The following is a 21,463-nucleotide window of genomic DNA, read 5'->3' as shown; positions in this document are numbered from 1 at the left end:
CACCGGGTGTGAAGGCAGGCAGTGTGGTGCGGTCTGGTTTGGTGCGGTCTGGTGCCCTCACCCCGGCCCTCTCCCACAGGGAGAGGGAGAAAACCGCGCTACTTTTTGCGCGAGAGCTTAAATGCAATAAACAGGAACACCACCCACACCGGCAGCAGCATCGCTGACAGGCGCATCTCATCCATGGTGCACATCAGCACCAGAATCAGGCCGAGGAAGGCGATACAGAGGTAGTTCCCCGCCGGATAAAGCAGCGCTTTGAACTGCGTCTCGCGCCCCTTGCGGCGCATCGCCGCGCGGAAGCGCAGGTGCGCCAGGCAGATCATGATCCAGTTAAGCAGCAGCGTGGCGACAACCAGCGCCATCAGCAGGCCAAACGCCTCTTTCGGCAGCAGATAGTTGATCAGCACCACCAGCGAGGTGATAGCGCCAGAAAGGAACAGCGAGTTGACCGGCACGCCGCGACGGCTGACGCGAGTGAGGAACTTCGGCGCGTTGCCTTGTACGGAGAGGCCAAACAGCATGCGGCTGTTGGAGTAAACCCCGCTGTTGTAGACCGACAGCGACGCCACAAGAATGACGAAGTTCAGCGCCGAAGCGACCACGTTGCTGTTCAAATCGTGGAAGATCATCACGAACGGGCTACTGTCAGATTTCACTTCCACCCACGGGTAGAGCGCCAGCAGCACCACCAGCGAGCCGATGTAAAACAGCAGGATACGGTACACCACCTGGTTGACCGCTTTCGGAATGCTTTTGTGCGGATCGCGCGCTTCAGCCGCGGTGATGCCAATCAGCTCCAGCCCGCCGAAGGAGAACATAATAACCGCCAGCGAGAGGATCAGCCCTTTCCATCCAGTCGCCAGAAAGCCGCCGTGCTGCCACAGGTTATCGATCGTGGCGCGCTCGCCGCCGTGGCCGGAGAACAGCAGCCACAGGCCAAAGCCGATCATGCCGATAATCGCCAGCACCTTGATCAGCGCGAACCAGAACTCGGTCTCGCCATACAGGCGGACGTTCACAAGGTTAACGGCGTTAATGATGATGAAGAAGGCCGCGGCCCAAATCCACGTTGGCACGTCCGGGAGCCAGTACTGCATATAGATGCCGGCGGCGGTCAGCTCGGCCATCCCGACCAGCACGAACATCACCCAGTAGTTCCAGCCGGAGAGGAAACCTGCGAACGGCCCCCAGTATTTATAGGCAAAGTGTGCGAAGGAGCCGGACACCGGCTCTTCAACGACCATCTCGCCGAGCTGGCGCATGATCAGGAAGGCGATAATCCCGGCGATACCGTAACCCAGCAGCACCGCCGGACCGGCCATCTGAATAGCGGGGCCGATGCCGAGAAAGAGCCCGGTACCGATTGCGCCGCCAAGGGCAATTAACTGAATATGTCGATTTTGCAAACCACGTTGCAGCGTCGGATTCTGATCCGACGAGGCTTCAGCGCTACCATGGCCTGAAGCGGATGACGCGTCTTTCACGCCCTACCCCTGTCTCTTTTTTAGAAGGGGCACGTTTTAACACTTCATGCTGGTGGTAGCAAGCTTAACGCCGGGCCAGCGCATGCGCCCGGCGGATAAACGTCACGACCCGATGATCCCGCCGTCCGCTTTGGTAATCACCACCGTTGACGATCGCGGACGCCCGTTCGGGCTGGCGTCTGGCCAGTTGGAAACAGCGCGCGGATTGGCCGGGTCGGTAATATCATCCCCGCCCTCCCCCGGATGCTGAATGTTGATAAACAGCGTGCGGTTGTCCGGCGTAAACGCAATGCCGGTGATTTCGCACCCGCGCGGCCCGGTCAGGAAACGGCGATACTCGTTGGTGCCCGGAATGGTGGCCACCATCTGGTTATTGCCCATCCCCTCGTAGGCTTTCTTATTGATGGTGCTGGAGGAAACGTCGGTCTGGATCCACAGCACGCCCTGGTGATCGAACGACAACCCATCCGGGCTGCCAAATGCCGCGCCCTGCATCGAGCCTTTGGCTTTGGGATCGTCGCCGTCGGTGCGCCCGGCCATGACCAGAATATCCCACTTAAAGCGTGCGGCGGCAGGATCGGCACCCTCTTCGTGCCAGTGCATGATGTGACCAAACACGTTATTAGCGCGCGGGTTGGCGGCATCCACCGGCGCCTTGCCCTCTTTACCGCGATCGCTGTTGTTGGTCAGCGTACAGTAGACGCTGCCGCTGGCGTGCGGATCGACGGCTATCCACTCCGGGCGATCCATTTTCGTCGCCCCCACCACGTCGGCCGCCAGACGGGTTTTAATCAGCAGATCGCCCTGGCTTGCAAAACCGTTGCTTTTATCCAGGCCATTTTGCCCGAAGATCAGCGGCAGCCAGTCGCCGCTGCCGTCCTCGTTGAACCTGGCGACGTACAGCGTGCCGGACGTCAGCAGCTGCATATTGGCTTCCCGGTTCGCGGGATCGTATTTTTTGTCGGAGACAAACTTATAGATGTACTCAAACTTCTGGTCGTCGCCCATGTAGACCACCACGCGATTATCGGCGGCGAGCGTGACGGCGGCCCCCTCATGCTTGAAGCGGCCGAGCGCGGTGTGCTTGCGCGGGGTGGAGGTCGGGTTGTAGGGATCGATCTCCACCACCCAGCCGAAACGGTTGGGTTCGTTAGGGGTTTTATCAACGCTGAACCGCTCATCCACCTCGTTCCAGCGGTACGATTCATCGCTGTCGCTGATGCCGTAGCGTTTTTCCAGCGGGTTGAGATCGGCTTTTTTGACAAAAATGTCCGACCAATTCTCCTCGCAGGTGAGATAGGTGCCCCACGGCGTGTGGCCGTTGGCGCAGTTCTGCATGGTGCCCAGAACGCGTTCCCCCTGCGGGTCGGCGGCGGTTTTCATTAAATCCTGATGCCGCGCCGGGCCGGTAAGCTGCATCGGCGTATTGACGGTAATACGCCGGGCGAAGGAAGACGGACGCACTACCTCCCAGCCGCTGCCCGTTTTTTTCACTTCCACCACCGACACGCCCATCGCGTTCTGCCCCTTGCGGGCTTTGTCGAGACTCCAGTTCGCCGTACCGTCGGTAAACAGCATTCCGTTGTCGATGTACTCATGGTTCAGCGCCAGCAGTCCATGCTCCGGGTTTTGCGCCCCCTGCGGCAGGCTAAACCACGCCATGCCGTCGTGGTGCATGCCCGCCTGCACAGCCTGTTCGTCTGTGGTATTGCTGGCGTCCGGCTTAAAGGCCGGCATGTTGTCTTTGATCCCCGTCGGATCGCCCCAGCGATAGAACGGGCGGGCGATATAACCTTCCGGCACCCTGACCGTGTCTTCCGTAGAGACGTCGATGCTGGTAAAGCCCAGGGAAACCGCTTTTGCCAGCGCGGAAGGCTTCGATACCGCGGCAATCGCATTTTCGGGTGTGATCAGATACGGGAATGATACGGCAGCCCCCGCTACGGCCCCCATCTGGAGAAAACGGCGGCGCGAGAGGAACACTTCTGCAACCTCGGAGAATACCGGGTTAGCGCTGCGGTTACTGATATCGTCGCGATGTTCTTTTTTAAATACGGATTTGAGGGGTCTGCCCATAGCGGCTTCCTGTCATTGGCCAAGAGGTAAGGTTGTGGCGACCAGTGTAAGAAGCTTTTATTACAATTTTATAACACGACAACGAAGGGATTGGGGCGTCCCTGCCCCGGATAACGAGGTGGAACGCTTAGAACTCGTAGCCAACCGAGACCTTAAAGGTACGCGGCTCGCCCTGAGTAATGTAAGTACCGGAATCGTCCACGCTTGACCAGTAGTTCTCGTTGGTCACGTTGTCGATACCTGCCCGTACGGTCATCTGATTTTCATTGTGGTTCACCGCGAAGCGATAGCGCATGCCCAGATCCAGCGTGGTGTAGCTGTCCAGCTTTTTGCTGTTCGCAAGATCGGCATACTGCGTGCCGGAGTGGTTAACGCGCGCGGTCGCCGTCAGGCCTTCAATCGGCTTGATATCGTACTCTGCGCCCAGCACGGCGTAGAAGCTCGGAATACCGATCGCATCGTTGCCCTGATTGACGCCGTTTTTGGTTTTGGTCAGCTCGGCCTGCAACCAGGTGGCGCTGGCGTTCAGACGCATCCCGAGCATTGGCTCGCCGAAGACGTTCAGCTCCACGCCGCGGTTACGCTGTTCTGCATCCAGGCCGTAGTGACCGCTGTCGTCAAGGATCGCCGACGGCATTTTGATCTCAAACAGCGCCAGGGAGCCGCCCACGCGGCCAAAGTCCGCCTTTACGCCCACTTCGTTCTGCTTAGAGTGAACGATACCGGTGCTCTGGCCGTAGTTGTTTGCTGAGCGAGGCGCGGTTTCACCGGGCTGTAACGCCTCGGTGTGGTTGGCGTAGAGGGAAATTTCCTCCCACGGTTTATAGACTACGCCGTAGGTGGGCATCCAGCGGCTGCCGTCGAAACCGTCCGCGTCGTTTTCCGCACCGGTGATTTTGTTGTACCCGCGAATCACCACTTTCTGATGCCGCGCGCCTGCGGTGAACAGCAGCTTGTCGTCCAGCACGCCCAGGGTATCGCTCAGCAGCCAACCCTGCGTGCGGGTGCGCCCGCTGGTCAGCGGATCGCTGTATTTGCCGCCTGAGCCGTTGAGGTTGGAGCTGTCCGGCATATCGACGCCGGTGTTGTGGTAGATGTTGGTGGTCGGATTATCCTTCGTCGCCGACATTTTCCACGCGATCTTTTCGTTTTTGGTCATCGCCGAATAGCCAACATTGACCTTGTGCGAGACGAATCCGGTAGTGAAGTTACCGCGAATGCCCGCCATGCCGCTGACAGAATCGCTGATGCGGTTGGTATCAAGACGGCTGACCACCGCATTACCGCTCTTATCGAGGAGCTTCGGCGCGCTGTAGATCCCTTCTTCGTGCGCGTGCTGCGCGCCGAGACCGGTATACGCCGTCCAGCTATCGGTGATGTCATACTCGCTGCGCCACATCCCGAACTCGTTTTCGATATCGCTGTAGGCCCACTTCTGCGAGAAGTTGCGATCGTTCTTCGGCGGTTCAGGCACAAAATCCACCGCCGAGATGTTGACGCTGGTCGGGCTGCCGTGGAAGGTTTTTTTCTGGTAGCCCAGGTCCAGCGAGGTGCGGAAACGGTCGCCCTTGTAATCCAGGCCGGTGGAGAGCAGCGTGGTGCGGCGGCGGTCGTTCGGCACGCCGGTTTCCCCTTCGCGATGCACGAGGTTCACCCGCGCGCCAAACTGGTCGTTATCGCCAAAGCGGCGGCCCGCATCCAGCGTGGTGCCAATCTGGGAATCCGAGGTGTAGTCCACACCCACTTTCGCCTGCGGGGTGTCGCCCGCGTGTTTAGGCTCAAGGTTGATCATCCCGCCCACGCCCGAGCTTGCGGCACCGTTCATCAGGGAGTTGGCCCCTTTGAAGATCTCGATGCGGTCGACCATCTGGGCATCCACCACCTGACGCGGCAGCACCCCGGACAATCCGCCAAAGGTCATGTCGTCGCCGTCAAACTTCAGGCCGCGAATGCGGAAGGTTTCCGCGCTGTTGCCGTAACCCTGAACGAACTGCACGCCCGCGTCGTTGGCAACCACGTCAGCAATGGTTTTTGCCTGCTGATCTTCCACCAGCTTCGAGGTGTAGCTGATGATGTTGAACGGCACGTCCATGGCGTTCTGCTGACCGAGCATACCCATGCGCCCGCCGTTCGCCACCTGCCCGTCAAGGAAGGCGGGCACCAGCTGGTCGCCGCCGGGTTTGAAATCACTCCCCGCCGTGGACTGGACGACGATGGTGTCCTCTTTTTTCTCATCCGCCGCAAAAGCGGAGTGGGTTACCGCGCCGATGGCAATCGCCAGCAGCGTTTTGTGCATTGTGGTGTTGTTCATAATGAGCTCTTAACGTGCGCGCAAAAATGACCCGTTGTCGGGCCTTAAAAGTTATTAAAAGAAATGCAAATGAGAACTATACGCATTATGTATACGTAATCAAGTGTCAACGGCCTCTCTGAGCGAGAAGCGGCAAGAAACAATGTTGGGAGGGAGGTAGGGCGCGCAACCACCCCGAAACAGGGGTGGTTACTAAGGTATTATTTTTTCTTGTAAATATCGGCGGTGCCGTGAATTTTGTTGTTTGTATTACCGGAAGTCAGCACCAGTACATCAGCACCTTCTTTATCGGCCTTTTCGACCAGCTCTTTTTTCGCATCGTCGACAGAGACTTCGTTAGCCGTGCTCACGGTACCGATTTTTTCATACTGAGACTCAACTTTCTCAAACTCGTTTTTCGTCAGCAGTTCAGCCGCAAAGGTATTGGTGGTAAACAGAAATGCAGCGCCCATCAAAATAGCAGTCGTTTTTTTCATAACCTTTTTCCTTGAGATTAATCAGCAACTACAAAAAGCCCCACGAGTGAGAGTGAGGTGATATGAGCATGGTAGAGGAATAACAAAATTGCCACAGCGTAAGAAAAATACTGTTATAACAGTCAATTGTGCTGTGAAAAATGTGCGTTAACGCTACTTTCGCGATGGGTGTTTCATGAAGAAAATCAGGCTGGCTTGAAACTGGCGTAAGCGCCTGTTTTTAAATGGCACGCCCTGTAGGATTCGAACCTACGACCTACGGCTTAGAAGAACGTAGAGTACTATTTAACGCACTGTAATATCATTGGTTTTTCCGCGCTCGCAACGCGTTTGTGTCATTACGTGTCGTTACCTGCTTTCTCGTTTTCTTGTGATACATCCATGCATGACACATCTATGACACAGAGAATGCATAGCCATGCCACCAGACATCGCTATGTAATTTCCCGATCCACCAACTTTGCGTAGCTCCTTCCAGTTTCGCAACTTGCCGCTTTACGCCCAATGCCTTCATCAGCATAATCACCACCGATCCGATTGTAAGATTTATCAGGTGCGCACCTCTTTTATCGGACAACAAGCAAATCTGAAAATCTCGTAGTATATCGAGGCGACAGCATTTCACGCTTCATCTGCCACTGCTGCTGTATACCCTGCCCGGCAAAATAGAGCGTGCCCTTTCCGTCCTTTGCATTCAGGTGATCCAGTACTTCCATTAACTTCTCGCTACCAGCTCGAGGCGCACTGTCGTCGAACAGATTGAGCTGGGCCACCCCCTGACTGAAGAAGTCACCCAGCATGACGCCCGCTTTCTGGTACCGGTGACCGTCCTTCCATATTTTGTCCAGACACTTTACCGCGGCGTTGATGATGTCTCTGCTGTCCTGAGTTGGCGTGAGCAGCCTTACCGATGCGCTGTTTCCGTAATACGGCTCATTAAGGGCAAATGGAGAGGTCTTGACGAAAGCGGATATAAAACGGCAATACTGGTGCTCGCCGCGAAGCTTTTCAGCACCACGGGCCGCGTAGCTGCAAATAGCCTGCCGCATTTGCTCATAGTCAGTAATGCGTTCGCCAAAAGATCGGCTGCATACAATTTCCTGCTTCACCGGCGCGAACTCTTCCAGATCCAGGCATGGCTCGCCGCGCAGCTCACGGACGGTTCGCTCCAGCACCACATTAAAGTGCTTACGGATAATCCACGTGCTCTGTTCTGAGAGATCCAGCGCCGTTTTGATGCCCATAGCGTTCAGCTTCTTGCTGATGCGCCGGCCAACGCCCCAGACATCCTCCACAGGAACAAGCGCCAGTAGCCTTCGCTGCCGGTCGACGTTTGAGAGGTCAACCACCCCGCCCGTCTGCCGCTGCCATTTTTTCGCAGCATGGTTAGCCAGCTTAGCCAACGTCTTGGTCTGAGCTATGCCGACCCCCACTGTAAGATGCGTTCGCTGTAATATCGTCGCGCGGATTTCTCTCCCAAATTCAGTCAGGTCCCGGCAGTTTCTTACGCCGGTCAGATCGCAGAATGCTTCGTCTATGCTGTAAATTTCCACGCGCGGGCTCATTTCTTCCAGCGTGGTCATTACCCGGCTGGACATGTCTGCGTAGAGTTCGTAGTTGCTACTGAAGCAAACAACCCCGGCTCGCCGGAACAACTCCTTTTGCTTGAAGAACGGCTCTCCCATCGCTATCCCGGCAGCCTTTGCCTCAGCGCTACGTGCTATTACGCAGCCGTCATTATTCGACAGAACGACAACTGGCCGCCCGCGCAGGTCGGGTCTGAATACTGTTTCACAGCTGGCATAAAATGAGTTCACATCGACCAGGGCAAACATCACATCACCGGATTGTCGTCTGTGAACGCCGCAGCGCCATTGATAAAAAAGGTCACAACTCCCATGACATCGACTTCATCTAAAGCATCACCTTCTATGCATTCACCGTCTTCGGTGATGAGCGAACCGCCCATAACGACCGCGAACTGTAGTTGTCCGAACGCATTTACCAGCACGCGTGTTCCGTTGGATGGCACAAGATCAGGCTGAAAAAGCGCATAACCGCCTGACGTTTCAACCAAGCAGGAGTAGCGGTTAACGCCACATAATTTATCAAGCCTGAATCGCTGAGCTTTTGCCTCCATGGCCACCTCCCAAAACAACTGTATTTATATACAGCATCGTCAAATATGAGAGTCGATCAAGTTGGACAGTGATGCTAAACTTCAGACCTTTCCGAATTCACTGATTTCTATAATGTTAAAGTTATTCGCCAAGTACACATCAATAGGTGTTATCAACACGCTCATTCATTGGGTGGTGTTCGCCGTTTGCATTTACGCATTCCATACAGGTCAGGCACTTGGCAACTTCGCCGGTTTCGTCGTAGCGGTGTCGTTCAGCTTCTTTGCAAACGCCAGGTTCACTTTTAAGTCCTCCACAACCACCATGCGCTACATGCTGTATGTTGGATTTATGGGAACCTTGAGCGCAGCTGTTGGTTGGGCTGCCGATAAGTCCGGTATGGCCCCTATCATCACATTAGTCGTGTTCTCCGCCATCAGTCTGGTGTGCGGTTTCATTTATTCAAAGTTCATTGTCTTTAGGGATGCGAAATGAAAATTTCTCTGGTCGTTCCCGTCTTCAACGAAGAAGACGCGATACCTATTTTTTATAAAACCGTTCGGGAATTTGAAGGTCTTAAGCAGCATGAAGTCGAAATAGTCTTCATCAATGACGGCAGTAAAGACGCGACAGAATCAATTATTAAAGCGCTTGCTGTTGCCGATCCGCTGGTTGTTCCACTGTCATTCACAAGAAACTTCGGTAAAGAGCCCGCGCTGTTCGCCGGGCTTGACCACGCAACCGGTGAAGCAATCATCCCCATTGACGTAGATTTGCAGGACCCTATAGAGGTAATCCCACACCTGATTGAGAAGTGGCAGGCCGGTGCGGAAATGGTTCTGGCAAAGCGTTCTGATCGCTCTACCGACAGCAGATTAAAGCGTAAATCTGCCGAGTGGTTCTATAAACTCCACAATAAAATCAGCAATCCAAAGATTGAAGAAAACGTGGGTGATTTTCGCCTGATGTCGCGTGATGTTGTAGAAAACATAAAGCTCATGCCAGAACGCAATCTGTTCATGAAAGGCATATTGAGCTGGGTTGGTGGTCGCACTGATGTTGTTGAATACGCGCGTGCTGAGCGCGTTGCCGGTAATACAAAATTCAATGGATGGAAATTGTGGAACCTTGCCCTTGAAGGGATCACAAGCTTTTCCACATTCCCTCTCCGTATGTGGACTTATATAGGGTTGTTTGTTGCGGGGCTTTCATTCCTGTACGGTGCGTGGATGATTGTTGACACGCTGGCATTTGGAAATCCAGTTCGTGGGTATCCATCCTTGCTAGTATCTATTTTGTTCCTTGGCGGCGTGCAGCTTATAGGGATCGGTGTGCTTGGTGAGTACATTGGCAGAATATATGTTGAGGTCAAAAACAGACCTAGATACATTCTTAAGGGTAACAAATGAGCATTGAAAACAAAAACAACCAATATTTTGCATTATTTTTAATGCTCTTGGTTATTTTTCTACCTTTTATTACGTCAAATATCTACTACATTGATGACATTGGTAGATCTTCCGAAGGATATACCCGATGGGGAATAGACGGCAGGCCTTTTGCCGATGCCGTTATGATTGCATTAAACTTTGGAAAGCATATCGCTGATATGCACCCACTGCCACATATCTTAGCGCTCGGGTTTATTTTATTTACATTTTATAACTTCAGAAATGAATATGTTGGTAAAGACATTTATGCATCACTTGTAATGGTGAGCTTTTTTTCATCGCCTTTTATATTCGAGGTTTTAACTTATAGATTTGACGTGCTAACAATAATGATTGGCATATCGCTTTGCTTTAATGCTTTTTACGTGAGATGTAAATCTCATTTGTTATCATATGTTACACAAACGCTTATCTTAGTTGCAGCGTTATCATCGTATCAAATAGTAATTAATGTGTTCTTGATTCTAGTCGTGATGGAGTTCGCGAGCTCTGTTGCAAAAAATATAAACAATAAAGATATAATTATAAGAGGGGTGACTAGATTATCGCAGGCATCCTTATCTCTTCTTGTTTACATGAAAATAGTATTACCTGCATCTTTCGATGGGGAGCATGGAGATAATCACCCAAGTATATCAAGCAACCTTTTTAATTCTTTAATTGAAAACTCGAACAGTTATTACAAATATTTTTGTGAGTCACTTTTCGGGGGCGCAACTACTTATATACTAGCAATAGTGGTCGCAATTGGGTTTGTTAGTTCATTAATAATATCGTCCGCTTACTATAAACAAAATGGGTCAAGGGGTTTAATTTGCTCACTGCTTTTAATAATTACTCCTTTTTTAGCCATTCCATTGACAATGGTAAGCTTGCTTGCTCTTGATTCATCAATCTCTCACTTCCCAAGAGTATATATTGGTATTTCAGCTTACATAATGTATATATGTTTTCTTTTTTATAAAGCATGCAGTATTTCTAAGCTAGAAACATTAAAGGCCATGATTCTCATCCCAATTATCTATGGAACTGGATATGGTTATTCATATGTCAATGCATTATCCGATCAAGATAAACTTAACAGGCAAACTATCTACTCGATTAAAGAAAGCACGAAGGATATTGATTACAATACTGTATATCCGATATTTGTTGGTAATGCGCCAGAGTCCCCAGTGCTCAGCAACGCAAAAAGGAACTACCCATTAATTTCCAGTATGGTAGTAAATTACTTCAGCACATGGTATTGGCCGCATCGCTACTGGTCATTTAATGGATATCATCAACTGTATCTTAGAAAGAAAACCGGATTGATTGATTATAATAAAAAAATGATGTGTTCTTTTGAAGTATACAAAAAAACCCAGGATTTCACTATAAGGAAGAACGGCGACATAATTATAATCGACTTTAATAGGTCGAAATGTTAAATAAATAAAGGGCGCTAAACGCGCCCTTCCATTCACACATTTCCTACATTGAACTTCTTGTTTGTTAGTCCTAGAGTGGTGTTATTAGACCCTCCTGAATATTCATTGTAAACCATTGCAATATCGCACGTTATGAATGCATCAAGCGACTCCCACCCTGCAAATGTAATTATAATCCTGCCGTCTGTTTCACACCTAATAGACGGATTTAATGCCGTTCCTGTTGTGTACAAAGTATTTGTATTGCCCGTTAATGTTACATTTCCTGCTGTAGTACCTTGTACCAATTGTCCAACTACACTGCCACCCCATGTACTTGTGCTTCCTGATGAAGGGGATGTCGCTTTAATATTAACAGAAAGGAAACAGATTGTTCTATATACACTCATCGATCCAATCTGGAAGCTTGATGCATCACCTGATGCTTTTCTTATCGTACATGTGGTTTTAAGCGATTGATATGCATTTTTAACAGCATTTTTAGTTGTGAAATCATAAAGATTGCAGTTATTAAACATGACCTTATCGCCATAGTTTTGAGCATACAATGCCATTTCTGGTGCAGAGACATTATCCAAAACTATTTGCCCACTAGAGGTCGCCGCCCCTGCTAATTGGTTAGTGTTTAAATATACACTACCACCATTCAACTTTCTTACTACAAGATCTTTTAGGTAAAACCCATTTACGCTATCACCAGATTTCCAGTTATCTCCACTATTGAAATTATATACCCAAGCGTTATTGCCGGAATCCCCACCTCCTAACTCAATCCTACCTTTTATATATATGTTGGAATAAACATATCCTCTTGCTGTCACATCTCCTATAGTTTCATCAATCATTTTAGTAGTACCTATCACACTCCCCCAATTCCCACCAACAACATCGTAATCTATTGTGATATTTCGCATCACTCCTGAGATAAGTGGCTCTGTTATTGAGCTGTCCCATCCCCAATCCAACCATATTGGTGCTACACGATAAGGAAGTGTGTATCGTCCTGTGCTCCGATATTTATACTTAACATATAAATTACTAACCTGATTGTCCATATTTCCGTTAAAGAAATACATCTTTATGGGGGTACCCTGCTGGGTGTCAACGGCATCAACGGTTATCTGTCCGCCTGCGCATTTATTCTGCAAAAAGAAATCTCGTCTACATCCATTATTAGTTGTATAGATATCAACTGTTCCAATGTCAGTAATTGAGTGTGGATATCTGGTGTCGTTGTTTACGCTTCTTGCATAAAGATTTTTTACCGTATGCGCTTCATATCCTTGGTAACACTTATTAGTCTTACCAATAAATGTGAAGTTATCGCATCCATTCAGGCGCAGTGGGGTCAGTCCGCGCTTATCATCACCCACATACTCAAGGGTGGAAGATGCATCCACTTCAAACACCAGATTGGTGATATTCGTCAGGTCGAACACGCGCGTCAGGTCAAATGCACCGGAGTAAAGCAGGGTGTCCCTGATAACCAGTCCGCGGATTTCAAGCCAGTCCATATTGCTCAGGGTTACGATCGTACCTAAGCCACCGCTACCTGGGCCAAAGTTCACAACCTGGTCAAAAATAATTTCAACGTTTTTTAGGTTATTAGATGTGATGTAAGACTGCAAAGATTGCAGCGTACCGAATCGGGAGAAGTAAAGGACACGTTTATTTACAACCGAATCAAGAGCATCTTTTACTGTAGATGAGCCGTAGCCGACCAGACTTGCCTTTTCACCGCTGGCAAGATCAGTTCTTAGTGATGCATCGCCTACGCTAAGCCATGCACCAGGTCCGATTCCTCCTGATGTTTCCGGCGTAGAGCCAGGTGCTACGCTCTTTGGTAACTCGCCATCCCAACGATAATATTCGCCGGTAGCCTCATAGCGTAGCACCTGATTAGGAAGCGTAAGATTATTCCCATCTTCGAAGCTATCAAGAGTGATATACCCGAGGCTTGAAATAGCCGTTGATGCTGTGTAATTGATGCCAGCTATTGTCCAGTGCTGATTACCAAACCTGTCAGCGTATGTATGAGCAGGCGATGTAACGAATTCGTCAATTTTCCCCGCGTTATACTTCAGGTCGCGATAAGATTCGCTTGGTACTGGCAAATTGGTAGGTTGAGTAGCCATATTGATTCCATAAAAAACCCGGCGCGGTGGCCGGGTTCGGTTGGTCGGGGACGGTTCTTATTGGTAGATGGCGTCGCTGTATTCCGCGACGGTCAGGGAAACCGTGTTATCTGTGTTCGGTTTGATGCTGTTGACCGTCCATAGCTGACTGTCCAGTTCCTCCACTGTCGCAATGAGGTAGCGCGACGGAAGCTGCACAGTGTCACCGTTCCATATGTTGAGCTGAATGTTAGGGATAGCCGCGGTGAATCCGTACTTCGTGTCGCTACGGGCGGTGGCCGGATAACGAAGAGTTGGGTTATGGGCCATGCGGCTCATCTGCTCCCGGTCGTGGTTACGCATCTGCTCTGCAAGAGATTTCATCGAATCACCTCATAGGCCCAGTCAGTGTTGTTGAAGTCCAGATCCGGCTTAGCTGCGCGCTGCTCGCCTCCAGAATTACGCTGCATTGTCAGCTTGTCCCACTGCTTACGCAGGCTTTCCGGGCTCAGGATGTTGGTCTGCCAGAAGTGGTGTTTGCTTGCCCAGTCATACAGCGCGCAGATGTCCTGGTGCGACCGGTTGTCTATCTGGCGCATCAGGCGAACGGTGTTAGACCAGGAGGTCATGTCCGGGGCTTTGCAGGTTGGGTTAATCAGCTTCACCCTGGAGGAAATCCACTTAGCGATCTCGAGGTCTTCAGCCGATCCCCACTTCGCACCGGATGGGGTGTAAACCGCAGCTTCTGGATGAGCTGATAAAAATTTCTTCAGGCGTGCGTCAGAGGATTCGTCAGAATTCTCGGACGAAGATCTTTTAATGTTTTTATTGTTGTTATTACATTGTTGTTCATGATTCTCGGTGAAACGCTCGGGTAAATGCGCTCCGTTATGCGCGGCATAACCTTCCGAAGCCGCGCCATTACTGTATTCGCCATGCTCGGCATTAAGCGCGGAGATATGCGCGGTGATACGCTCGGGTATCAAACACCAAATCGAAGCTGGCGTGGATGTACCTGGCGCGCAAATAAAACTCGGCAAACCTTCACTCATCATCAAGTAGGTGGAGCCATGAAACGCACACCCTTCTACCGCAGGCCCGGGCGAACCGGGCAATTCTCAGGCCTCCGTGAGCGCGTTATCTGGATGATTCAGACGCGCGGCCGCCCGGTCACCGGCAGCGAAATCGCTGAGAAGTTTGGCGTAACGCTCATCGAGTTTAACCGTGTCGCCAACGGCATTACCCGCGGCTCCGGACAGATTGCGCAGATCGTTGAGTCGGAAAAATGGCTCAACGAAGACGGCATCTGTGACCGGACATTTAGCCTCGTGACGAAACCGAAGGTAGTGACACCACAAGGTAAATCGCGGCTGTTCACCCGACGCGCCATAGAGCAATCGCAGCAAGGCAGACGGCAGGAGTGCATAGCGCGCGCCGCCCGCCGTCGCCGCCTGATTGCTCAGGGCCTCTACATCGACGAAATGGAGTCCATTCTATGACTCATGCTCACGACGACATCAGGGTTGGCCCTCTGTGCCTTGCCTTCATTGGTAACGGCTGGCTAATGCCATGGGGTGAAGTGGTCAGCAATCCATTAAAGGCGCAGCGGCTCGCTGAGGAATATCGGGAAAGGCAGGAGGCGGCATGACAGCGAAATACTCACTTCTGTATGTCGATCCCCCTTGGTCTTACGGCAACACCATCAGCAACGGCGCCGCTGCCGATCACTACTCCACCATGAAGCTCATCGACATAAAGCGCCTGCCGGTTTGGGAGCTGGCTGCCGAAAACGCGGTGCTGGCGATGTGGTACACCGGCACGCATAACCAGGAGGCCATCGAACTGGCTGAGGCCTGGGGCTTCACCGTTCGCACGATGAAGGGCTTTACCTGGGTGAAGCTGAATCAGAACGCGGAATTGCGCATTAACAAGGCGCTGGACGAGGGTGAAATCACCGACTTTTACGACTTCCTCGATCTTCTGAACGCCGAGACACGCATGAACGGCGGCAACCACACCCGGGCCAATACCGAAGATCTGCTGATTGCTACCCGCGGCGCCGGGCTGGAAAGAAAGCACGCCGGGATTAAGCAGGTGGTCTACAGCCCGATCGGCGCGCATAGCGAAAAGCCGTGGGAAGTGCGCCACCGGCTTGAGCTGCTTTACGGTGATGTTCCGCGCATTGAGTTGTTTAGCCGCTGCGCGGCGCCGGGCTGGGATCACTGGGGAAATCAGTGCGACACCGCCGCGGTAGAACTGCTGCCCGGCTGCGCCATTGATGTTGTGAAAACGGAGGCCGCATGACGCCAGAAACAGACAACGCCATCCGCGCCGCCTGCCGCCGCTGCACCGAGGAAATTCAGCAGGCCATGCGCAAGAAGCCAAAGCCTAACTGGAACGAAACGGTGCCTCCCATCATCAACAAGCATCACAAGAAAATTGAAGCTCTGGGAGTTAGCCTCCTTGAGTTCGTCGTCAAAACTGGCCGCCTTAACGGGCGGTTTGGAGCCGAACAATGAGTAAATACAGAAAAGGCGCGTTTTATTTCCGCAAAATGAAAGCTGGCGATAAATCGAATGACTTTCGCACTTATATGCGCATGGCGATGTTCAGTGACAAAAAGGCGTGGAAACACCCCGAGAAGATTAAGCCTGTCGTGCTCATTCAGTATGGGATGAAGAATATCGTAAGTGTCTTCATGAATATGGATGACGCTACCGGCTGCCTGTTCAGTGGGTCGATTGAAAAGCGTGCGCGTAACTCCCGACACAATCCGCGCCGCGGCACGCGTTACACAAAAGGCGATCTGAAGAAAGCTTTCCGAAAGTGGGCATTCAAACACAACGCGGAGCGCGCCATATGAATGCACTAATCACCCAGGAGCTTAAGGCTCCTTTTTTATTGCTGGCGTTCACCTTCAACCGAATTAACCGACAGTTTCAGGAGTAGTGATTATGAAAGATTTTAAGGGCACTCCGGGAAAGTGGAGCTTTTCTCACAATTGCGTAAGTGACGACAACGTGGCTTGCATAGAAATTAATTCATCAGAATCGCTGCACGAAATTGCTTATCTCCAAAGTACACCACCAAACATCGGAGGAGACGGGCAGACATCTTTCGATAAAACAATTGCGAATGCGCATCTGATAGCAGCCGCGCCTGATTTGCTGGACGCGCTGCAATCCCTGTTCGAAAACTATAAGCAGCTCGCTGATTCAGGCGATGCCGGTAACTGGCGGCTAGAAGATGAACCCGCCGGAAAGAAGGCTCTGCACGCCATCAACAAAGCCCTCGGTAAGGAGTGACCATGGCCGATATCATCGACACAGCAGCAGAGATTGAAGAGCTTCAGCGTAACGCTGCCCTTTCCGCTCACCGGATCGACCGCAACGCCGTATCAGCTGAACGTTGTGAAGAATGCGGCGAACCAATTCCCGAGCCGCGGCGCGCTGCCGTTCCCGGCTGCCAGACGTGCGCGGAGTGCCTGGGTGTTATCGAACTAAGGAATAAGCAGAGGGGGTTCTAACTCATCCTTGCTACCTTACTTAACAGCGGCATTTACGTCCTTCACGGTGTCAGCCTAATATTTGTTAGTCTGTATTCAGGAGATCATAAGATGAAAGATATTATGCTTTTTGGTGCTGGACATGAAGGCACAAAGAAACAGGTTGAACCCGGGAAAGAATCCTACTACTTCAACAGCATGCCAGTACCATCGCCTACAGGCGCAAATATTGTTAGTCATCGTTCAGAGCAGGTTTCATTCCGGGTTAGCACTGTTTATCCAGAAAAAGGTGGTTTTTTGATTGGAGTAAATGGTGAAGAGCCTTCAGATAAAACAATATTAGAAGCCATATTTAAGTACAACCCTACCCCGCTAAACTGAAAACAGTGTACTGAAACGTACCTCGCCCTGGCGGGGTTTTTTATTGGATAAAACTCGCTGCGCCCAGCGCGCGGCATGAGGAGAAATTATGGGAAAGATGACGTTCGTATTTGAGTATGAGGACGGTAAAGAGCCGCCGGTTAGCGCTGGCATGTCGTTTATGGGTGGGAAGATTGTCGCCGCGTCTTTCCGTGACGTGCTAGAGGACAATGAGCCAATTGATAACGAAATGGCAAGCGAAGGGCTGACCGTCGATATCATCGTTTCAGACCTGAAAAACGGCGGCCCAATCAGCAGCGCGCTGACCGGAAACTTCGCGGTGAAGCGGAATAACCGATCGCAAATCTAACTCACGCAACTGATAGCCAGTTATGAGCCGGCTATTGGGTGCGAAAACGCCACCTCTTGATCCCTTTTGCCCGGCCCCGCGCCGGGTTCTTTTTTGCCTGGAGGAAATGCATGGTTGAGGCAAAAACACTGACAGCCAGACAGGCGGCCGATCTACTAATCACCTCACCGAGAACTGTCTACCGTCTTATCGACTCGGGGCAACTGGCCGGGAAGAAGATCGGGAACAAATACCGCACAACCGACGTTGCCTGTATTGCGTATTTACATGACCCGCGCGATCCTGTTTCCGCGAGCGCGGGTGAACATAAAGGAGAAATTTCATGTCAATCACCCTCAGAGGCGGCGTCTGGCACTGTCATTTCGTTACGCCGTCAGGGAAAAGAATTAGACGATCTCTTGGTACGGGGGACAAGAAACAAGCGCAGGAGCTGCACGACAAGCTGAAGGCTGAAGCGTGGCGGGTTGATAAAATTGGGGAACTACCGACGAGGACGTTTGAGGAATGTTGCATCAGGTGGATCCGCGAGAAGGAGCATAAGCGGTCACTCGATGACGATAAGACCAAAATCGAATATTTCCTGCGGCATTTCTCCGGCCGGGATATTTCAACCATCACAGCTGATCAGGTTCATGAGGCTGTTTCGAAGATGGTCAATCGTAAGCATATTCAGGTCTGGGAGTCGCGCAGGGACGCGGCTATACGCCGGGGGAAGGAACCGCCTCCGTATGTTGAGAAACCGGTAAGCCAGGCCACAAAGAGCCAGCACCTTTCGTTCATGCGATCTCTGTTCAAGGCTGCGGCTAATGACTGGGGCTGGATTAAAACGGCCCCGGTTATAAAAACCAAAAAGCCGATCAGCAAACGCATCCGATGGCTGACCAGGGAAGAGGCAGAACGGTTAATTGCCTGCATGCCGGAGTCGATAAAGCCGGTGGTGATATTTGCACTGGCAACCGGCCTGCGCCGCTCCAACATCATTGATCTGGAGTGGCAGCAGGTCGATATGCAGAGAAAGGTTGCATGGGTAAATCCGGAGAACGCGAAGGCGGGCAAGGCTATCGGCGTGGCTCTGAATGATACCGCATGCAGGGTGTTAAGGGATCAGATCGGGAAAAGTTCCAGGTGGGTATTCGTTCACACGAAGCCATCAACGCGCCCGGATAAAACCGTCACTCCGGCTGTCCGAAAAATGCGAGTGGATGACAATGTCGCCTGGCGCATTGGACTGGAAAGAGCGGGTATAGAGGACTTCCGTTTTCACGACCTCCGGCATACCTGGGCGAGCTGGTTAATTCAGTCCGGCGTGCCGTTGTCCGTTCTGCAAGAAATGGGCGGCTGGGAGTCCATCGAAATGGTCCGTCGATACGCTCACCTGGCACCGAACCACTTAAGCGAACACGCACGGAAAATTGATGCCATTTTTGGCAACCATGACACAAATACGACACAAGGAGAAAATCAGGCTGGCTTGAAACTGGCGTAAGCGCCTGTTTTTAAATGGCACGCCCTGTAGGATTCGAACCTACGACCTACGGCTTAGAAGGCCGTTGCTCTATCCAACTGAGCTAAGGGCGCACGGAGAAGAGTGTACTTCGCGGTGGTGAAACGCCTGGAATTATACGGTCAATGCGTAGTGAGTCAATGCCTTTTCCGCCTTCTCTGGCGATAATGACTAGCTGATTGTAAATACGGCTGTTTTTTCAACATTTATCCCTCTTTTACGGGCTGCGAAAAGGCTTAGCCGCTTTTAAGTAACGCCTGCTGTTTTCCTGTTTACTTCACCTTCACACTGTCCTGCGGTATCCCGGCCGCCTGGAGGCTGGAAGTGAACAGGACGACGGAGTGACAGCGCCAGAGCAGACAGGTTTTCCCGCGTGCGTGCAGCACATCTCACACGACATTACAGGCATTAAGCTTGAACCTATTGTCGCCCTCTCCTCTTCACGCGCGGTGGGGGCCGAAGTGCTCAGCGTGCTGTCGCCGCATCAGCAAAGCGAAAGCTTTTTCCAGGACTGGTCAGCCACCCGGGCGCTTATGTTGCTGGAAGCACAGATCGCCGCGTTAAAAAACCCCTTCCCCTGTGACAACCTTTTCATAAATTTGCCGATAACCGTTCTGACCATACCGGAAATGTTCCAGCGTTTACTGCAACTTAACAGCCCACCGCTGAACATTGAACTCGTGGAACCTGCCTCGTTCTTTTCACTCTCAGACCCGGTACGTCAGAGGGTGAGTTGTGCGCTTCAGCAGTTGACCGCGCGGGGACACCGGATCTGGCTGGACGATATTGATGAAGCGTCAGGGCAAGCATTTTTATCCTGTCGCCTGCCGTTATGCGGAATAAAAATCGATAAGATCGCTTTCTGGCGTTTACGTGAAACGCCGGCGCTGACACAGCTGGTCACCCTTTGTTCAAAAATTGCTGCGAATGTGCTTATTGAAGGCATTGAAACAGAACGGGACCGTACATGCGCGCTTCATGCTGGCGCGCGCTTCGGTCAGGGATATTATTGGCCATCCTGGAGATGGCAGGAGGACTGAACGGTCATCGCCAAGAGGGAAGCTATGCGAATGACAGTACGCCGTTACCGGCGTCGTCGGACAGGAAGTGATTCACTGGGTTCTACGCACTCGCCTTTTGCTCTCCCATTTTTTGATCGTCTCGAATATTTGAGCCAGTCAATCAACCAGACCCGCAAAACCGATGCTCCCTTTATCATTCTGGTCACACAGGATAATTATTTCCGTTCCGGTTTTCTGAGCGGGCAGTCGCCCCTGAGCAATTGCTGCGACTATTCCACGCTTGATGCCGCTCTCAGTGATTTAAATCACTGGCCTTCATCGCGTCTGGTAGTTGACATTGAAAGCCGCGCCTCGCCGCTCATTGACCTGCTGGACCGATTACGCCGCCACAGCCTGTTCGCCCCCTACCTGACACCCTACCTGCTCGTCCGCGCCGATGATTATGATGCTCGCCTGTTTTGTAAAGCGGCTGGCCCTTTTCATGTGCTTGAACGCCAGCTTACGGCGTTGGCTATGCAACAAACCTTGCTGGAAGCACCGGCACCCGCCGGCAACCGCAAAGAGTGGTTTTCACGGGATGAATGGCCGATCTTACAGGCGCTGTCACAGGGTAGCTCCTTGCGTCAGATCGCGCAGTTACAGAACCGCCCATATAGCCGCATTATTTACCGTCTCAGCTGCATCCTGGCGAAACTTGGACTGAATCATCGTCATGAGTTGCTACATCTTCTCAACAACCTCTCAGATTTCACGTATTAACGTATTCAGTAACTTCTTAATTCCTAAAGACCTTTAGGAAATTACTTAGGATGCATGTTAAATTTTTGTGTTTTTTAACAAAACTTTCGATTTTATAACTATTCCTAATTCTTGACCTTAAACCATGCGAAATGCTGCTGGTACGCTCAACGAGAGTGATTTTATCCATGCGTTAAGGTTCTGGCGCTTCCGTTAACAGGATGATAATGGTGTAAAAACAAGCGATTTACCTGTAAAAGAATGCGATGAGAGGTGAAGAAAACAGCAGATAGTGCTGTTCTGTTGTTGGGAACGGCAATTTGCCAGGAGACGTTTGAAACGGAGAGATGACGCACGAAATGGCGGATTTCAGGGATGGCGGGCAGGCGGGATGCTGGTTGTCACAGCCCGCTTACTGTTAACATTCATTTAACATACAGTAAAATCGTTTATTTTTTGTTATTACATAAAGATGAAAGTGTGTGGTAAATGCAATATC

Annotated in this window: 23 protein-coding genes, 1 tRNA gene and 2 pseudogenes; 16 read left to right on the top strand and 10 right to left on the bottom strand. The window is 51.4% G+C overall.

What is annotated here, in order from left to right:
• Positions 1-98: 98 nt before the first annotated feature.
• From pheP to BFV63_RS05475, 6 genes are all read right to left on the bottom strand, one after another.
• The gene (gene pheP, locus BFV63_RS05500; RefSeq protein ID WP_003858894.1) at positions 99-1,487 is read right to left on the bottom strand and encodes a phenylalanine transporter; all 1,389 of its coding nucleotides are present in this window, start codon (positions 1,485-1,487) and stop codon (positions 99-101) included.
• A gap of 102 nt (positions 1,488-1,589) precedes the next feature.
• Positions 1,590-3,563: a PhoX family protein gene (locus tag BFV63_RS05495; protein ID WP_022650528.1), complete on the bottom strand. Its 1,974-nt coding sequence runs from the start codon at positions 3,561-3,563 to the stop codon at positions 1,590-1,592.
• A gap of 127 nt (positions 3,564-3,690) precedes the next feature.
• Positions 3,691-5,874: a TonB-dependent receptor gene (locus BFV63_RS05490; RefSeq protein WP_023324262.1), complete on the bottom strand. Its 2,184-nt coding sequence runs from the start codon at positions 5,872-5,874 to the stop codon at positions 3,691-3,693.
• A 200-nt stretch (positions 5,875-6,074) separates the two neighbouring features.
• Complete coding sequence (gene yahO / locus BFV63_RS05485; protein ID WP_003858898.1) at positions 6,075-6,350, bottom strand: DUF1471 family periplasmic protein YahO; 276 nt, start codon at positions 6,348-6,350, stop codon at positions 6,075-6,077.
• 566 nt (positions 6,351-6,916) lie between these two features.
• Complete coding sequence (locus BFV63_RS05480) at positions 6,917-8,185, bottom strand: Y-family DNA polymerase (RefSeq protein ID WP_057059416.1); 1,269 nt, start codon at positions 8,183-8,185, stop codon at positions 6,917-6,919.
• Entirely contained in the window at positions 8,185-8,490 is a 306-nt protein-coding gene (locus tag BFV63_RS05475) for a hypothetical protein (protein ID WP_048241219.1), read from the bottom strand. The genes BFV63_RS05480 and BFV63_RS05475 overlap by 1 nt, the downstream gene beginning before the upstream one ends.
• Positions 8,491-8,602: 112 nt before the next feature.
• Between BFV63_RS05475 and BFV63_RS05470 the strand changes: the two genes are divergently transcribed.
• From BFV63_RS05470 to BFV63_RS05460, 3 genes are read left to right on the top strand one after another with little or no spacing between them, the layout of a single operon-like run.
• Positions 8,603-8,965: a GtrA family protein gene (locus tag BFV63_RS05470; RefSeq protein WP_006809735.1), complete on the top strand. Its 363-nt coding sequence runs from the start codon at positions 8,603-8,605 to the stop codon at positions 8,963-8,965.
• Positions 8,962-9,879 (top strand): glycosyltransferase family 2 protein, encoded by a 918-nt coding sequence (locus BFV63_RS05465; protein WP_006809736.1) that lies wholly within the window; start codon positions 8,962-8,964, stop codon positions 9,877-9,879. The genes BFV63_RS05470 and BFV63_RS05465 overlap by 4 nt, the downstream gene beginning before the upstream one ends.
• Entirely contained in the window at positions 9,876-11,351 is a 1,476-nt protein-coding gene (locus BFV63_RS05460; protein ID WP_048241220.1) for a glucosyltransferase domain-containing protein, read from the top strand. Before BFV63_RS05465 ends, BFV63_RS05460 begins: the two co-directional genes overlap by 4 nt.
• Before the next feature lie 32 nt (positions 11,352-11,383).
• Here BFV63_RS05460 and BFV63_RS05455 read toward each other — a convergent pair whose 3' ends face one another.
• The 3 genes and pseudogenes from BFV63_RS05455 to BFV63_RS05445 all read right to left on the bottom strand — a co-directional run.
• A complete protein-coding gene (locus tag BFV63_RS05455; protein WP_053071058.1) occupies positions 11,384-13,486 on the bottom strand; it encodes a tail fiber/spike domain-containing protein in 2,103 nt (700 codons plus the stop codon).
• Positions 13,487-13,543: 57 nt separating this feature from the next.
• Positions 13,544-13,786 (bottom strand): annotated as a pseudogene (locus BFV63_RS05450) (hypothetical protein); the annotation flags it as partial.
• Between the two features lie 59 nt (positions 13,787-13,845).
• A pseudogene (locus tag BFV63_RS05445) lies at positions 13,846-14,289 on the bottom strand (replication protein); the annotation flags it as partial.
• Positions 14,290-14,535: 246 nt separating this feature from the next.
• On the opposite strand from BFV63_RS05445, the gene BFV63_RS05440 reads away from it, so the two are divergent.
• The 11 genes from BFV63_RS05440 to BFV63_RS23335 all read left to right on the top strand — a co-directional run bounded on the left by BFV63_RS05440 (position 14,536) and on the right by BFV63_RS23335 (position 19,186).
• Positions 14,536-14,964 carry a hypothetical protein gene (locus BFV63_RS05440; RefSeq protein WP_048241244.1) on the top strand — a complete coding sequence of 143 codons (429 nt, stop codon included), beginning with the start codon at positions 14,536-14,538 and terminating at the stop codon, positions 14,962-14,964.
• Complete coding sequence (locus BFV63_RS05435) at positions 14,961-15,113, top strand: DUF1317 family protein (protein WP_048241246.1); 153 nt, start codon at positions 14,961-14,963, stop codon at positions 15,111-15,113. The genes BFV63_RS05440 and BFV63_RS05435 overlap by 4 nt, the downstream gene beginning before the upstream one ends.
• Complete coding sequence (locus BFV63_RS05430; RefSeq protein WP_048241248.1) at positions 15,110-15,769, top strand: MT-A70 family methyltransferase; 660 nt, start codon at positions 15,110-15,112, stop codon at positions 15,767-15,769. The genes BFV63_RS05435 and BFV63_RS05430 overlap by 4 nt, the downstream gene beginning before the upstream one ends.
• Complete coding sequence (locus tag BFV63_RS05425) at positions 15,766-15,984, top strand: hypothetical protein (protein ID WP_023300422.1); 219 nt, start codon at positions 15,766-15,768, stop codon at positions 15,982-15,984. The genes BFV63_RS05430 and BFV63_RS05425 overlap by 4 nt, the downstream gene beginning before the upstream one ends.
• Positions 15,981-16,328 carry a hypothetical protein gene (locus BFV63_RS05420; protein ID WP_069597461.1) on the top strand — a complete coding sequence of 116 codons (348 nt, stop codon included), beginning with the start codon at positions 15,981-15,983 and terminating at the stop codon, positions 16,326-16,328. Before BFV63_RS05425 ends, BFV63_RS05420 begins: the two co-directional genes overlap by 4 nt.
• Positions 16,329-16,419: 91 nt before the next feature.
• Entirely contained in the window at positions 16,420-16,770 is a 351-nt protein-coding gene (locus BFV63_RS05415; protein ID WP_045340876.1) for an XkdD/Y8K6 family phage-associated protein, read from the top strand.
• Positions 16,771-16,772: 2 nt separating this feature from the next.
• Positions 16,773-16,991: a TraR/DksA family transcriptional regulator gene (locus BFV63_RS05410; protein ID WP_069597460.1), complete on the top strand. Its 219-nt coding sequence runs from the start codon at positions 16,773-16,775 to the stop codon at positions 16,989-16,991.
• Between the two features lie 90 nt (positions 16,992-17,081).
• Positions 17,082-17,351 carry a hypothetical protein gene (locus BFV63_RS05405; protein WP_048241253.1) on the top strand — a complete coding sequence of 90 codons (270 nt, stop codon included), beginning with the start codon at positions 17,082-17,084 and terminating at the stop codon, positions 17,349-17,351.
• A gap of 88 nt (positions 17,352-17,439) precedes the next feature.
• Positions 17,440-17,700 carry a hypothetical protein gene (locus tag BFV63_RS05400; RefSeq protein WP_048241254.1) on the top strand — a complete coding sequence of 87 codons (261 nt, stop codon included), beginning with the start codon at positions 17,440-17,442 and terminating at the stop codon, positions 17,698-17,700.
• A 110-nt stretch (positions 17,701-17,810) separates the two neighbouring features.
• A complete protein-coding gene (locus BFV63_RS22395; protein WP_071957462.1) occupies positions 17,811-18,146 on the top strand; it encodes a helix-turn-helix domain-containing protein in 336 nt (111 codons plus the stop codon).
• Positions 18,029-19,186, top strand: a complete 1,158-nt coding sequence (locus BFV63_RS23335; protein ID WP_230031863.1) for a tyrosine-type recombinase/integrase — start codon at positions 18,029-18,031, stop codon at positions 19,184-19,186. The genes BFV63_RS22395 and BFV63_RS23335 overlap by 118 nt, the downstream gene beginning before the upstream one ends.
• Positions 19,187-19,201: 15 nt before the next feature.
• Here BFV63_RS23335 and BFV63_RS05390 read toward each other — a convergent pair.
• Positions 19,202-19,278: transfer RNA gene (locus BFV63_RS05390), tRNA-Arg, on the bottom strand.
• A gap of 303 nt (positions 19,279-19,581) precedes the next feature.
• Between BFV63_RS05390 and BFV63_RS05385 the strand changes: the two genes are divergently transcribed.
• Positions 19,582-20,244, top strand: coding sequence for an EAL domain-containing protein (locus BFV63_RS05385; protein ID WP_045343229.1), 663 nt, complete (start codon positions 19,582-19,584; stop codon positions 20,242-20,244).
• 24 nt (positions 20,245-20,268) lie between these two features.
• Positions 20,269-20,985, top strand: coding sequence for a helix-turn-helix transcriptional regulator (locus BFV63_RS05380; protein ID WP_022650524.1), 717 nt, complete (start codon positions 20,269-20,271; stop codon positions 20,983-20,985).
• Positions 20,986-21,463 lie beyond the last annotated feature (478 nt).

The sequence above is a fragment of the Enterobacter hormaechei subsp. xiangfangensis genome (genome assembly GCF_001729785.1).
In the GTDB taxonomy this organism is placed as follows: Bacteria; Pseudomonadota; Gammaproteobacteria; order Enterobacterales; family Enterobacteriaceae; genus Enterobacter; species Enterobacter hormaechei_C.
The sequence above is the reverse complement of the archived record's forward strand: the minus strand, read 5'-3'. Positions and strand labels throughout refer to the sequence as shown.

What these genes read in the sequence shown, in the direction of transcription:
- BFV63_RS05440 (WP_048241244.1), top strand. Translation starts at nt 14,536, where the DNA reads ATGAAACGCACACCCTTCTACCGCAGGCCCGGGCGAACCGGGCAATTC.
- BFV63_RS05405 (WP_048241253.1), top strand. Translation starts at nt 17,082, where the DNA reads ATGAAAGATATTATGCTTTTTGGTGCTGGACATGAAGGCACAAAGAAA.
- BFV63_RS05465 (WP_006809736.1), top strand. Translation starts at nt 8,962, where the DNA reads ATGAAAATTTCTCTGGTCGTTCCCGTCTTCAACGAAGAAGACGCGATA.
- BFV63_RS05430 (WP_048241248.1), top strand. Translation starts at nt 15,110, where the DNA reads ATGACAGCGAAATACTCACTTCTGTATGTCGATCCCCCTTGGTCTTAC.
- BFV63_RS05480 (WP_057059416.1), bottom strand. Translation starts at nt 8,185, where the DNA reads ATGTTTGCCCTGGTCGATGTGAACTCATTTTATGCCAGCTGTGAAACA.
- BFV63_RS22395 (WP_071957462.1), top strand. Translation starts at nt 17,811, where the DNA reads ATGGTTGAGGCAAAAACACTGACAGCCAGACAGGCGGCCGATCTACTA.
- BFV63_RS05420 (WP_069597461.1), top strand. Translation starts at nt 15,981, where the DNA reads ATGAGTAAATACAGAAAAGGCGCGTTTTATTTCCGCAAAATGAAAGCT.
- BFV63_RS05470 (WP_006809735.1), top strand. Translation starts at nt 8,603, where the DNA reads ATGTTAAAGTTATTCGCCAAGTACACATCAATAGGTGTTATCAACACG.
- BFV63_RS05415 (WP_045340876.1), top strand. Translation starts at nt 16,420, where the DNA reads ATGAAAGATTTTAAGGGCACTCCGGGAAAGTGGAGCTTTTCTCACAAT.
- yahO (WP_003858898.1), bottom strand. Translation starts at nt 6,350, where the DNA reads ATGAAAAAAACGACTGCTATTTTGATGGGCGCTGCATTTCTGTTTACC.
- BFV63_RS05435 (WP_048241246.1), top strand. Translation starts at nt 14,961, where the DNA reads ATGACTCATGCTCACGACGACATCAGGGTTGGCCCTCTGTGCCTTGCC.
- BFV63_RS05490 (WP_023324262.1), bottom strand. Translation starts at nt 5,874, where the DNA reads ATGAACAACACCACAATGCACAAAACGCTGCTGGCGATTGCCATCGGC.
- BFV63_RS05460 (WP_048241220.1), top strand. Translation starts at nt 9,876, where the DNA reads ATGAGCATTGAAAACAAAAACAACCAATATTTTGCATTATTTTTAATG.
- BFV63_RS05380 (WP_022650524.1), top strand. Translation starts at nt 20,269, where the DNA reads ATGCGAATGACAGTACGCCGTTACCGGCGTCGTCGGACAGGAAGTGAT.
- BFV63_RS05425 (WP_023300422.1), top strand. Translation starts at nt 15,766, where the DNA reads ATGACGCCAGAAACAGACAACGCCATCCGCGCCGCCTGCCGCCGCTGC.
- BFV63_RS05475 (WP_048241219.1), bottom strand. Translation starts at nt 8,490, where the DNA reads ATGGAGGCAAAAGCTCAGCGATTCAGGCTTGATAAATTATGTGGCGTT.
- BFV63_RS05410 (WP_069597460.1), top strand. Translation starts at nt 16,773, where the DNA reads ATGGCCGATATCATCGACACAGCAGCAGAGATTGAAGAGCTTCAGCGT.
- BFV63_RS05400 (WP_048241254.1), top strand. Translation starts at nt 17,440, where the DNA reads ATGGGAAAGATGACGTTCGTATTTGAGTATGAGGACGGTAAAGAGCCG.
- BFV63_RS05495 (WP_022650528.1), bottom strand. Translation starts at nt 3,563, where the DNA reads ATGGGCAGACCCCTCAAATCCGTATTTAAAAAAGAACATCGCGACGAT.
- BFV63_RS05455 (WP_053071058.1), bottom strand. Translation starts at nt 13,486, where the DNA reads ATGGCTACTCAACCTACCAATTTGCCAGTACCAAGCGAATCTTATCGC.